The 12820-nt window shown below is 32.1% G+C and carries 12 protein-coding genes and 1 riboswitch; of the genes, 1 reads left to right on the top strand and 11 read right to left on the bottom strand.

The features are described from left to right. The 3 genes from SA378_RS02340 to SA378_RS02330 all read right to left on the bottom strand — a co-directional run. Positions 1 to 931 (bottom strand): sigma-54 interaction domain-containing protein (locus SA378_RS02340; RefSeq protein WP_318524380.1); only part of this gene is annotated, 931 nt, incomplete at its 3' end. A 133-nt stretch (positions 932 to 1064) separates the two neighbouring features. Then, positions 1065 to 3104 carry a thioredoxin domain-containing protein gene (locus tag SA378_RS02335; RefSeq protein ID WP_318524379.1) on the bottom strand — a complete coding sequence of 680 codons (2040 nt, stop codon included), beginning with the start codon at positions 3102 to 3104 and terminating at the stop codon, positions 1065 to 1067. A 429-nt stretch (positions 3105 to 3533) separates the two neighbouring features. Further along, positions 3534 to 4367, bottom strand: a complete 834-nt coding sequence (locus SA378_RS02330; protein ID WP_318524378.1) for a tRNA 2-thiocytidine biosynthesis TtcA family protein — start codon at positions 4365 to 4367, stop codon at positions 3534 to 3536. Between the two features lie 220 nt (positions 4368 to 4587). Here SA378_RS02330 and SA378_RS02325 point away from each other — a divergent pair, with 220 nt between their 5' ends. Further along, a complete protein-coding gene (locus SA378_RS02325; protein ID WP_318524377.1) occupies positions 4588 to 5397 on the top strand; it encodes a TIGR00266 family protein in 810 nt (269 codons plus the stop codon). A gap of 59 nt (positions 5398 to 5456) precedes the next feature. Here SA378_RS02325 and SA378_RS02320 read toward each other — a convergent pair whose 3' ends face one another. The 8 genes from SA378_RS02320 to SA378_RS02285 form a co-directional block, all read right to left on the bottom strand. After that, entirely contained in the window at positions 5457 to 6350 is an 894-nt protein-coding gene (locus SA378_RS02320; RefSeq protein ID WP_318524376.1) for a BadF/BadG/BcrA/BcrD ATPase family protein, read from the bottom strand. Between the two features lie 132 nt (positions 6351 to 6482). Further along, the gene (locus SA378_RS02315; RefSeq protein ID WP_318524375.1) at positions 6483 to 6671 is read right to left on the bottom strand and encodes a ferredoxin; all 189 of its coding nucleotides are present in this window, start codon (positions 6669 to 6671) and stop codon (positions 6483 to 6485) included. Positions 6672 to 6767: 96 nt separating this feature from the next. Then, positions 6768 to 6953, bottom strand: coding sequence for a hypothetical protein (locus tag SA378_RS02310; RefSeq protein ID WP_318524374.1), 186 nt, complete (start codon positions 6951 to 6953; stop codon positions 6768 to 6770). Between the two features lie 133 nt (positions 6954 to 7086). Beyond that, entirely contained in the window at positions 7087 to 7569 is a 483-nt protein-coding gene (gene moaC, locus SA378_RS02305; RefSeq protein WP_318524373.1) for a cyclic pyranopterin monophosphate synthase MoaC, read from the bottom strand. Between the two features lies 1 nt (position 7570). Beyond that, on the bottom strand, positions 7571 to 8527 hold the full coding sequence (gene moaA, locus SA378_RS02300; RefSeq protein WP_318524372.1) for a GTP 3',8-cyclase MoaA: 957 nt from the start codon (positions 8525 to 8527) through the stop codon (positions 7571 to 7573). 4 nt (positions 8528 to 8531) lie between these two features. Continuing rightward, entirely contained in the window at positions 8532 to 10445 is a 1914-nt protein-coding gene (locus tag SA378_RS02295; protein ID WP_318524384.1) for a molybdopterin biosynthesis protein, read from the bottom strand. 9 nt (positions 10446 to 10454) lie between these two features. Next, positions 10455 to 11681 (bottom strand): molybdopterin molybdotransferase MoeA, encoded by a 1227-nt coding sequence (locus SA378_RS02290; RefSeq protein ID WP_318524371.1) that lies wholly within the window; start codon positions 11679 to 11681, stop codon positions 10455 to 10457. A gap of 10 nt (positions 11682 to 11691) precedes the next feature. Continuing rightward, a complete protein-coding gene (locus tag SA378_RS02285) occupies positions 11692 to 12180 on the bottom strand; it encodes a MogA/MoaB family molybdenum cofactor biosynthesis protein (RefSeq protein ID WP_318524370.1) in 489 nt (162 codons plus the stop codon). Between the two features lie 243 nt (positions 12181 to 12423). Further along, positions 12424 to 12540, bottom strand: a riboswitch (molybdenum cofactor riboswitch). Positions 12541 to 12820: the final 280 nt, after the last annotated feature.

Raw genomic sequence — 12820 nt, 5'->3', positions numbered from 1 at the left:
CGACCAATTTTTTTAGATTTTCATTTGTACAGGCTATTACTCTGATATCTATTTTTATTCCTGCATGACCTCCAATCCTTTCAAATTCTCTTTCTTCAAGAACTCTTAACAATTTCGCCTGCATGCTTATTGGCATAGAACTTATTTCATCAAGAAGGACAGTGCCTCCATTTGCAAGTTCTAATTTGCCTATTTTTCCTTCTTTTTTAGCACCTGTAAAAGCACCTGATTCATATCCAAATAATTCGGATTCTAATAATTCATAAGGTATCGCTGCACAATTAATTCTTATAAATGGGTAATTTCTTCTATTGCTAGCATCATGTATCGCATGAGCAAAGTATTCTTTTCCTGTTCCGCTTTCTCCTTCAATTAGTATTGTTGATGACGAATTTGCCGCCTTTTTCGCAATCTCCTTAAGTTCAATCATTTTTTTGTTTTGCGTTATAATATCATCAAAAGTATAATTTGCGCAATACATTTTTCCTAATTCGTTTTTATAAATATTAACTGTGTTTTCAAGAACTTTAAGCCTCAATGCCAAATCTTTGACTTCCTTAACGTCTTTAAACAATACAGTTCCCACTGCACCAATTATATGTCCATCTTTTATTATTGGCGTTCTGCTTGCTATCATATCATGTCCTTGAATTCTTTGTATATCATACAATTCTTTATTACCTGTTTTAATTACAATATGAAGTCGTGTATTTTCAATAACATCTTCTACAGATTTTCCTAATACATCTTCTTCTTTTATGCCAAAAAGTTTTTCATAATTCCATTTCATAATTTTACCTTTTTCATTAACCAATACCATTCCCTGATAAGCATTATCTAAAATATCTTTCATAAAACTAAGACTTTGTTTAAGTTCTTCAATTTCTGATTTTGTTTCATCATTATCAACAACTTTATTATAATAAGTCAAAATTTTTAGCCCCCATTTCGTTTTAATAGATTTACTATATATAATATTTATCATAATTATTATACTACATAAAGGAAAACATTGTCACATAAAATTTGCAATATGGAACTTACATATAAAAGCATAAAAACTTTTATAAATTATTCATTAGCTCAGTCAATTGAGTTATTGGAAGTGAGCAATTTTTATTTTGACAAATATAATAAGTTGTACTGTCATTTTTCATCGTGTAATTTTTTATATAAGGGATTATCTTCCCAACTTTTTCTAGCTCTGAATACTTTACAGCAACTACTGAAGTATTAACTAATGAAAAATGGCTTAAATTTTTTCTTAACTCATTTATGTCATTTTCATCTTTCGCTATACACACTATTTCTTTGGATGTATACATTTCATACAATACAGATAACAATGCAAAAGTATATCCGGCAGGATATTGTGATATTTTGCTTGCAAGAAATCTCATCTGCTTTTCTGCCAAACTTTCCAGTTCTATATTACCTGTTAATCTTGCAAGCCTCATAATATTGTATGCTGCAACTGAATTCCCGGATGGCATTGCTCCATCATATACTTCCTTAGGATTGTAAATTAAACTTTCACCGCTTTTACTGGTTATATAAAAGCCTCCTTTTTCATCATCCCAGAATAAACTAATCATTTTATTATTTAACTCTACGGCCCTTTCTAAATATATAATTTCAAAAGTTGCCTCATACATTTCTACTAGAGCCCATATGAACATAACATAATCATCTAATGTGCCGTTGCCTAATATTGAACCATCCCTATATCTGACACCTACATTGTTATTTTCATCAATCAAATAATTTTCAATAAAATCGATAGCTTTTTCTGCTGCTTGTAAATATTTTTCAGTTCCAAAAACTTTATATGCAAAAGCAAGAGCTGCTATCAGCATACCATTCCATGAAGTAAGAATTTTATCATCCTTATAAAGTAGCATTCTATTTAATCTGAACTTATAAATTTTTTTATTTAAAATTTCGATTCTTTCATTTTTTTCAAAATAATCTTCATTATAAATAAGGTTAGGTATATTTTTTCCTTCAAAATTACCTTTCATTGTTATATTGTAATATTCATTAAAATACTGACCGTCTTCTTTACCTAATACCTTTATAATTTCATTAGGAGCAAATACATAATATTTACCTTCTTCGCCCTCACTGTCAGCATCTTGTGCAGAATAAAATCCACCCTTTTCATCAGTCATCTCTCTTAAAATATATTCAAATATTTTTTCAACTATATTCTTATACACATCAACTTTGGTAATCTGATATACAAAAGCATAAGTATAAGCAAGCTGTGCATTGTCATAGAGCATTTTTTCAAAATGAGGAACCAGCCATTTATTATCTGTTGAATAGCGGGAAAACCCATAACCAACATGGTCAAAAATTCCTCCTCTGTACATGCTATCCAAAGTTTTTTCAACTAAATAAAGTGCATCTTCATCTTTTTCCAGAACATAATAACTTAATAAAAACACTAAATAACTTGGCTGAGGAAATTTAGGCTTTTCCGAAAATCCTCCATATTCTTCATCAAAATTATCCTCTAATAAATTTCTGGCTTCAAGAATAAACTTCTTTGATAACTTTGCTTCATTTTGATGATTACTTTCAAGGTTTCGAATTATTTTAACTATTTTATTTCCGGAATTGACCAGTTCTTCTTTATTGTTTTTCCACTTTGTCGAAACTATTTGCAATAATTCCATTAATCCGGTCATTCCGTATCTGGACTTCTTAGGCAAATATGTGCCTGCAAAAAAAGGATTTTGTTCCGGAGTCATTATAATGGTCAAAGGCCACCCTCCGCTACCGTTAATTCTTTGAGCTACATTCATATAAACAGCGTCAATATCAGGTCTTTCTTCCCTGTCAACCTTTATTGACACAAAATGTTTGTTTAAAACTTCTGCCAATTCATCATCCTCAAAAGATTCATGCTCCATCACATGACACCAATGACAGCTGGAATAGCCTATACTTAGAAATACTGGTTTGTCTTCTCTCTTTGCTTTTATAAATGCTTCCTCACTCCACGAATACCAGTCAACAGGATTAAAAGCATGTTGTAAAAGATAAGGTGATTTCTCTGTAATCAATCTATTGGGTACTATTTTAGTAGAGTTAGCCATACTATCACCTTCTTTATTTATATTATAGATTATTAACCTAAATAAAGGATACTACTAAATGCAGTATCCTTTATTTTACTTGAATATCATATCAGTAGATCATAACGTCAGGCTACAACATATTAAAATACTTACTAATCTTGGTACCCCGATAATTGTTGCTGTGCAGAGTTTAGTGAATTTATTGCTTGTTGAATCTTGTTTTTGTTATCTGGTTTTTCTGCTGAGCTAAGCGCTTGCTGTAATGTGTTAACAGTAGTTCGCACTGATGACATACTTTGGTCAACGTACTGTTTAGCTATTCCTGGCACATTAAACACCTCCTCTAATAATATTCAAAAATAGTATCTGCACAAATTCAAATAAATATTCAGATACATAAAAATTAAAAAAAGGCTGCCAATAAGACAACCTTTATTTGATGTGACATTATGTCTGTACATTATAATTATCTAAAAAGCTGTGCCTTTCTTTTCCTTGTTTGTATCCTATAATAGTTTCTAAATTTATATTGTGAATACTTCTGAAAATATTTGTATCAATGCTTGGATTACCTTGTCTCAATTTTTTTATTAAATCTTTCATTTCCTGCCTTTTAGAACCACCGCCGTTATCATCTAACACACAATTTTCAGTAAAACGACAGGCACACTTGATAAATTGCAATTCATTATATCTTTTCCATGCTATAATGTCTTCTTCGCGAATTTTGTACATTGGTCTTATAAGTTCCATTCCTTCAAAATTAGTGCTGTGAAGTTTTGGCATCATAGTTTTAATTTCAGCTGCATAAAGCATGCTCATGAGCACAGTTTCAATTAAATCATCAAAATGGTGTCCTAATGCTATTTTATTGCATCCTAACTCTTTAGCATATCTATAAAGATATCCTCTTCTCATTCTTGCACATAAATAACAAGGTGTTTCATCAACTGATGCAACAATTTCAAATATTTGCGAATCAAATATCTTGATGGGAATATTCAAAAGTTTTGCATTGTCAATAATTCTCTGCCTGTTTATTGTATTATAACCAGGATCCATTACTAAATATTCTGTTTCAAATTTAATTTCACTATATTTTTGAAGCTGCTGCATGCATTTTGCCATCAACATTGAGTCTTTACCTCCGGAAATACAAACAGCAATTTTATCTCCATCTTGAATCAATTCATATTCTTTAATACCTGAAATAAATTTAGACCAAATAGACTTTCTGTATTTTTTTATAATGCTTCTTTCTATTTCTTCGTACTTTTCCATATTAATTCCTAATCCACATATTTTTTAATACCTAATTTATAATAATTTGCATACTAATTATACAATACAATTAATATAATACAAGTAAAAGTTCAATTTACCATTTAATTACATATTGCATATTATTAAAATATTTGCTATGCTTATAATAGATTTATTTACATTTTATGGATAAAATGTAATTAAATAAAGTATTAATTCATAAAACTAGGAGGGAAAAATGGAAAGAGCTCATGAAGTAGACTATCAAATCTTTGGCGACGACATCCAATTTGTAGAGATTGGATTGGATTATGGCGAAACTATTGTTGCAGAGCCAGGAGCAATGATGTACATGGATTCAAACATTGAAATGGATACTGTATTTGGAGACGGAAGCGACAAGGATAAAGGAAAAGGATTTAAAGGTTTATTAGCAACAGCAGGCAAAAAAGTGTTAACCGGGGAAAATTTATTTACTTCAACTTTTACTAATAGAGGTACTGTTAAAAAAACAATTGCATTTGCAGCACCATACCCAGGTAAAATAATTCCCGTTGAATTGATGGAATATGGCGGACAGCTTATTTGTCAGCGGGATTCATATTTATGTTCTGCAAAAGGAATTCAAATTAGTATTGCTTTCCAAAAGAAAATAGGCGCTGGCTTTTTTGGCGGCGAAGGTTTTATAATGCAAAAGTTATTAGGCGATGGACTTGCATTTTTGCATGCCGGAGGTACAATAATAAAAAAAGAATTATCTGCAGGGGAAACATTAAAACTAGACACTGGATGCTTAGTAGCTTTTACTCAGGGAGTAGAATACGATGTGCAATTTGTTGGGAATGTTAAAAGCGCTATATTTGGTGGAGAAGGATTATTCCTAGCAACTCTAAAAGGTCCTGGCACAGTTTGGCTCCAATCGCTTCCATTTAGCAGAATGGCTGACAGAATTTTTTCTGCCAGCAAGAAAGCCGGCGGCGGCAGCTCAAAAGGTGAAGGAAGCCTGCTTGGAAATATAGGCATAGGAAATATATTTGGTGAAGATTAGTTTATGATTAATACTTAAGGTGCAGCAATGCTGCACCTTAATATTGTCATTTTGATACTCTATCTATTTTTATTATACAAATTGCAAACACCTTTTGTAGCTGAAATATCTTCTCCTATAATGTCAAAATCATTTAAATTATTTTGTATTTCATTCATATAAGAGGAAACTATGCAACAACTGTTGTGGAATACTCCACCTTTTATACCTATTGTCACTCCTCCTTTAAAACCCTTTTTCCTGTATGCGACGCATGTAAGTTCTGCCAGCTTTTTACCTGCATTTTCTAATAATTTCACTGCATATGAATCACCATTTATAGAATAATCTACAATTATTGGAAACAGTGATGCAATTGTATTTTTTTCGTTGCTGTATATGAAATCCATTATATCTGAGCGGGAAATTCCGCCTATTTTGTCAAGTAATGCCTTGTTTAAATTATTAAGAGGCATGTCCCTGTCATATTTACATATTATGTTTTTGAAAACTTCAATGACTGTATGATATCCGCTGCCTTCATCACCTAAAATGTGGCTCCAACCACCAACTATTTCGCCTTTTCCATCTCTTTGTACAAAACAAGATGAACCAGTTCCGGCAATAGCAAGTATTCCGTCTTTGTCTCCAAAGTATGCTTTACAGGCCATTTCAGCATCATTTAATACAATTGTTTCGATGACGTATACACCTTCAACGTACTTTTTAATCAATTGTGCATAATTGCCTGTTTCAACAGCAGCCATCCCAATAGCTATTAACTGACATTCATCTCTTCCAAGCTCATTAGTACAATCTCCAATCAATGATATTATATTATTTATAGTTTTATCTAAATTCACTGCAGGATTTCCAAATCCTCCTGTCTTTGAGTAAATAGGATTATTGTTTAAATCGTAAGCTATAAGTTCAGATTTAGTGCCGCCTGCATCAATTCCGATTAAGTACTTCATATCTACACCACCTTAATGATATTATAACATAAATCTCCCAACTTTCTACCCTTTTTATGTTGAATTCCGATTAACTATAACAAAAAAACTTTCTGCTTTTATAGAGAAAGTTTTTTTATTTTAAATAATTAATTATTCAATGATAATAGCATTTGTAGGGCAAGTTTCTTTAGATTCTACCGCACAATCTTCAAATTCTTCAGGCACTGGATCAACAATAACTGTAGAAATATTCTCATCATCTAATTTAAATACACCTGGGCAAATTGATTCACAAAGACCACAACTGATACATGCATCCCTATCAACAATAGCTTTCATAATAACCTCCTTTAGATTTGATATGATTGTTTTATATAATTTATCACATCATATTTTTTTCTTATATTAAACAAATATTTTAATTCATTATAAGTATTATTCTAATTCCTTATGATGAATTTTATTTATTATGATTTGCTTAGCCTTTTCATGCCCAGCTTTTGCTTTACCTTGAATTTCCGGAACAGGAGACAAATCATTTTTTGGAAAATGTGTTATGTGGTTACTTTCTGTTCCATGCGGATCTTTCGGATCTGGTCTTCTCATACCTGCTTTTGCCATAATATCACCTCTTGATTAGTTTGATATTTTTCATGGCATTTATGCACAAATTTTAAAGCGAATTTATAAGAAATTTTACTTATATTTGTAGCTACAAATCTTTCTATTTTATCATTTTCTGTCAGTTAAATTTTTATTTGTTTTGATTTCTTTCAAATACACCCGATTTTCCGCCTGATTTTTTCATAAGCATCACATCAGAAATAATCATTCCTCTGTCTATTGCTTTACACATGTCATAAATCGTAAGCCCAGCAATTGTTACTGCAGTAAGAGCTTCAATTTCAACACCTGTTTGACCTGAACTTTTTACAGTTGAAGTAATTTCAACTTTATTTTCTTCAAAATTAAGCTTAAAATTAATATTACAGCCTGAAATCATAATAGGATGGCACATTGGAATAATGTCCGGTGTTTTCTTTGCTCCCATAATTCCTCCAACCTGAGCAACAGCAAGTACATCTCCTTTAACAAATGAACCTTCTTTTATTCTTTCCAAAGTTTCTCTTTTCATATATATACAGCCATAGGCTACTGCAACTCTCATTGTTTCATCTTTTGCGCTTACATCAACCATTACAGCTCTTCCTTGTTCATTTATATGAGTTAAATCCATTTTAACCTCCTATTTGGTACATCATTCTCTTTGTATCACTTTTTCTTTCCGTCTCCAGATGATGTTCTGCCGGTTTATTAAAAACGGCACTCTTAATAACATCGATTAGTTTTTGCTCATCATCCAAATATGGCATTAAATCAATTTCCTCAGATGAATGAAGGCATGGCTTTATTGTTCCTACAGATGTAAGCCTTATTCTGTTGCATTTAGAACAGAATTTACAGCTTATAGGGCTTATTAGACCAATAGAACCTTTAAACCCTGGCATCTTATATACAGAAGCGACTCTGCTTTCATCTTCTATTTGTACAAGCTCAGGGAACCTTTCTAGAATTTCTTCAACTTTCATAGCGCATTTATCAAAATATTTAATTCCTTCTCCTATTGGCATCAGCTCTATGAATCTTACCTGAATTGGCATATACTTTGTTAATTTTATAAAATCTCCAATTTCATCATCGTTTATGCCCTTCATTAAAACAATATTTATTTTTATAGGCACCATACCCAAACTCAAGCACTTATCAATTGCAGAAAAAACTTTATTAACATCTCCAAGCCTTGTTATGGCATGAAATTTATCTGCTTTTAAAGAATCAAGACTTATATTGACGCGTTTAAGTCCTGCTTTATTCAAGTCTTTTGCCATATCTGCAAGGAGAATCCCGTTTGTAGTTATAGATATGTCATTTATTAATGGAATGGATGCTGTATGTGCAATTAATTCATCCAGTCCCTTTAATATAAGTGGCTCCCCTCCCGTAAATCTTATTTTTTTTATTCCAAGAGTTGTAGAAGCTGCAATAATTTTTTCCACTTGTTCAAACCTTAATATGTCTTCGTGGCACATCTTATCAATGCCGTCTTCAGGCATGCAATAAATACAACGCAAATTACATCTGTCAGTAAGTGAAACTCTTAAATAATCAATGTTTCTTCCTTTTTTATCATACATATAATCATCCCCTTTGATATATTATCCTACCTGTGTCCGAGTAATCATAACCTCCTAGTTCATCAAGTTTTTCCTTAAACTCCTTTGATTTTAAAGTTTCAATAAATTCCTCTACTATTTCCATATCCATAAATTCTTCCGGTATTGCCAAATCATATTCTTCATTACAAACAGGTATAAATTCAAGACCCATCATTGCTGCCGCTGAATAAACGCCAAGGCCTGCATCTACATCACCTGCTTCAACTGCAGCAGCTACAGCTAAATGTGTAAATTCTTCCCTGTAATATCCGTTGATTATTTTAGGATCAATTTTTAATTTATTTAAATTGTAGTCAAGAAGAAGTCTTGTTCCCGAACCTCTTTGCCTGTTTACAAATTTTACGTCTTCTTTTGCAATATCGTCAAATGTTTTGATATTTTTTGGATTTCCTTTCTTGACCATGAAACCTTGAATACGTTTAACACATTTAACCAAGCATATTTTCTTATCTGGTAAATATTTTTTCAAATATGAAGTATTGTATTCACCTGTTTCCATATCCAGCAAATGAGTTGGTGCAACGTGAGTTTCTCCGGTTTTCAGTGCCATAAGACCGCCGGTGCTGCCAACATTAGAAGACGAAAGATAATATTTTTTATTTCTTTTATGCATTATATCTGAAGCAATATCAATAATAGGATCATGGCTTCCTATGCATATTAATGTGTTTTTGATTTTATTTTCATCGCTTAAAAGTTTTACTTTAACTGTGGTGCCTGCTTCAATACCTTCAATACTTTGATTAATTTCCAAAACACCGTCTGCATTTACCAATGACATTGTGACTCCTGCTCCTCTGGTAAGCGGAGTTGCCACATAACTTTCGCCTATATACCCAAGTTTCACTCTTACAAATTCCAAATATTTCAAAGAAGACATGCACCTTCTTGTAAGTCTTGCATCAACTTTTATTTGCTCTTCTGCTTCAATACCTTGATATCTTAAAATTAATTTTTTTGCTATCGCTTCCATTACGAAATATGCAGACACAGGAAAACCTGGTATTCCTATTATAGGTTTATTGTCTACTACACCCATCATTACAGGTTTCCCCGGCTTTATAGCTATACCGTGTATTATAAGTTCTCCAACTTCACTTATTACTGATGACGTGAAATCTTCTCTTCCTGCTGAAGACCCGGCATTTATTAATACTATATCATTTTCGTTGTTAGCTTTTAATACTGCTTTTTTTATCTTTTCATAATCATCTTTTACAATATCGTAACGCTTAGGTATTCCACCCCAATCACTTACTTGAGCAGCAAAAGTTCTTGAATTAAAATCAATTATATCTCCAACCTTTAATTTCGTTCCAGGCTCTACTATTTCTGTCCCTGTTGGTATAATACCTACTCTTGGACGTTTAAAAACTTCCAATTCATTTATTCCGCCTGCTATCAAAGCTCCAATATCCATTGGTCTTATTTTATGCTTTGATGTAACAATAAGTTGATTTTCAACTATATCCTCTCCCAATAGTCTTATATTTTGCCATGGAACAGCACTTTGATATATTTCAACCTTATTTTCATTAACCTTTATCAAATCTTCTACCATTATTACACAGTCAAATTCTCTTGGTATGGGATCTCCTGTATCAACAACTATGTAATCTTCATCTTCTGTTAGAAAAACGTGGTTTCTGTCTGATGCCAAGGATGTTTTTTCACTTTTTACCGCTATGCCATCCACTGCCGATGAATTGTAATGTGGCGATGATATAATTGCAAATTCTGCATTAACTGCAACTCTTCCATTAGCATCCCATGTTTTTATTGTTTCTGTCTGAAATTTTAAGTTACCAAGTTTTTCAAAATAAATGTTCAGTGCTTCTTCTAATTCATAATTAGATAAAAATATATTTTGCAAAATATCGCCCTCCTAAAGCTTGTACACATTTATAAATTGACCTTCTTTGATTCCTTCTTCATTTCTTTCTATTATAATATATCCCCAAGCTCTAGAAAATCCAGTTATTAGACCCGATTTTCCAAATACAGGATATGCAGTGAGCTCACCATTAATTTCTTCAATTGTCACAGGCAAATATTCTTCCCTTCCCTTCGCCTTATGGTAATTGAGTTTGAATTTGCATGTTAATGGATATACCTGTTCCTTATGTCCTGTCAGTTTGTCGATATAATATTTTACCATAACTTGAAAAACAATTGCACATGCCAATGGGTGTCCCGGCAATCCATATATAATTTTTTCTTTATATTTCCCTATGATGGTAGGTTTTCCCGGTTTAATGGATATTCCATGAACCAAAACTCCTTCACCACCTAAATCATTAATTACTTTAACCGTATTATCTTTTTTGCCAACAGAACTGCCACCAGAAATTAAGACTATATTGCATTCGGAAACAGCTTTTTCAACAGTGTCTTTTAACGAATCATATTCATCCTTGACTAGTCCATATTCTATTGCTTTACATCCGCTTTCATTTATTAAAGAATATAACAAATATGTATTTATATCTCTTACTTGGCCCAGTTTTGTTTGTTCTTTAGGATTAACTACTTCATCACCTGTAGATATTATTCCAATGCATGGCTTTTTACACACTTCTGCTTCCAAAAAACCAAGGCTTGAAAGCACTCCGATTTCGTAAGCTCTTAACTTTTTCCCTTTTTTTATCACTACTTCTTCTTTTTTTATATCTTCACCAATTTCTATTACATTTTCTCCCGGTGAAGACGGTTTTGAAGCAAGAATTGTACTTTCATCAAGTTTTTCCGTATATTCAATCATTATAACTGAATCTGCTCCTTTGGGAATCATACCACCAGTTGGCACATAATAGCACTGACCAGGAAGGCTTATTTCCCCTTGTGCTTCCTGACCCATTAAAACTTCACCCTTTAAGTCAAGTATTGACTGCATTGATTCGCTGGCACCGTAAACATCTCTTGAATAAACAGCATATCCATCCACAGCCGACCTTCTGAAATCAGGCACATTATCGGGAGCAACCACATCATTTTTAAGTATTCTGCCTGTTGCTTCATTAAGATGTACAAACTCACTACCAATTTCTACAGTAAAATTATCATCTATTACGCCTCTTGTATCCTTGACTGTCAAAACATTAAACATATCCATATTATACCCCCTATCTAGCACACTCTCCGCCACTACCACTAAGTATTTCAATTCCATGAGGTAAAGCAGCAAGTATAAACTCTAAATTTTCAACCGCTCCTTTAGGACTTCCCGGCAGATTTATAATCAGTGTATCATCTCTTATTCCTGCTATTGCTCTTGAAAGCATTGCTTTTGGTGTGATTGCTAAAGACTTCTGCCTCATAGCTTCACATATTCCAGGTGCTTGTTTTTTTATAACTTTTAATGTTGCTTCCGGAGTTACATCTCTTTTAGAAAAACCCGTTCCTCCGTTCGTAAGTATTAAATCAAGTTTAAGCTCATCACACATATATATAAGTTCTTTACTGATTAAATCTATTTCATCAGGTATCATGTTATAATACTCTACTTTATATTCTTTGTCATCAATAGCTTTTCTTATAGCAGGCCCTGTGCCATCAACCCTTTCGCCTCTTGATCCTTTATCGCTTATCGTTAAAATTCCAGTTCTTATCACTTTAAACCTCCCATTATTTTATTAATAATGCTTAAATATTTATAATTGCTTTAATGCTTATATCGAATCGTTAAGAACGTTTGCAAACAAGTCTGCAAAGACCGATTCTAATCCTGAGATTATGAAATCAATAAAGGCATTAATCTCCTGTGCTTGTAGTAATAGCTAATATAAAGTTTTTCATTTTATTCTTTATAATAAAAAACTCCTTCCATATGTTAAGACCTACGAAAAGAGAAATGCCGTAATAAAAAGCATTCTCCTTTCCAACGGGAGGCTTATTTATTTCTAAATAAACCCTAACGGCTTAAAATTCATAGCAATTGCTTTAGAATCGTATGCTCGGAGAAAATATTTAATTTACACATTTAATTTTATATGAAAATTCAACAATTGTCAATCTAATTAAATTAATCGCAAATTCAAAAATATAGTTTTTATAAATATTTTTTATTATTTATACTATTGACTCTAGTATTTATTTTTCATAAAATCTTTGAATTTGTAAACAATAGCATAAGGCAGGGCTAATTAACCTTTTACAGGATAATCTCCTAATATAATTGTAAAAAAATAAAATTATCAGTATGCTGGACTGATAGTTTTATTTTTTTATTTATATTGTATTTTCCTAATTTAC

Origin of the sequence: Sedimentibacter sp., from assembly GCF_033447055.1 — a bacterium.
Taxonomy (GTDB): Bacteria; Bacillota; Clostridia; order Tissierellales; family Sedimentibacteraceae; genus Sedimentibacter.
The sequence above is the reverse complement of the archived record's forward strand: the minus strand, read 5'-3'. Positions and strand labels throughout refer to the sequence as shown.

Coding starts and splice junctions, on each gene's coding strand:
- SA378_RS02335 (WP_318524379.1), bottom strand. CDS start 3,104: ATGGCTAACTCTACTAAAATAGTACCCAATAGATTGATTACAGAGAAA.
- SA378_RS02330 (WP_318524378.1), bottom strand. CDS start 4,367: ATGGAAAAGTACGAAGAAATAGAAAGAAGCATTATAAAAAAATACAGA.
- SA378_RS02325 (WP_318524377.1), top strand. CDS start 4,588: ATGGAAAGAGCTCATGAAGTAGACTATCAAATCTTTGGCGACGACATC.
- SA378_RS02320 (WP_318524376.1), bottom strand. CDS start 6,350: ATGAAGTACTTAATCGGAATTGATGCAGGCGGCACTAAATCTGAACTT.
- SA378_RS02315 (WP_318524375.1), bottom strand. CDS start 6,671: ATGAAAGCTATTGTTGATAGGGATGCATGTATCAGTTGTGGTCTTTGT.
- SA378_RS02310 (WP_318524374.1), bottom strand. CDS start 6,953: ATGGCAAAAGCAGGTATGAGAAGACCAGATCCGAAAGATCCGCATGGA.
- moaC (WP_318524373.1), bottom strand. CDS start 7,569: ATGGATTTAACTCATATAAATGAACAAGGAAGAGCTGTAATGGTTGAT.
- moaA (WP_318524372.1), bottom strand. CDS start 8,527: ATGTATGATAAAAAAGGAAGAAACATTGATTATTTAAGAGTTTCACTT.
- SA378_RS02290 (WP_318524371.1), bottom strand. CDS start 11,681: ATGGATATGTTTAATGTTTTGACAGTCAAGGATACAAGAGGCGTAATA.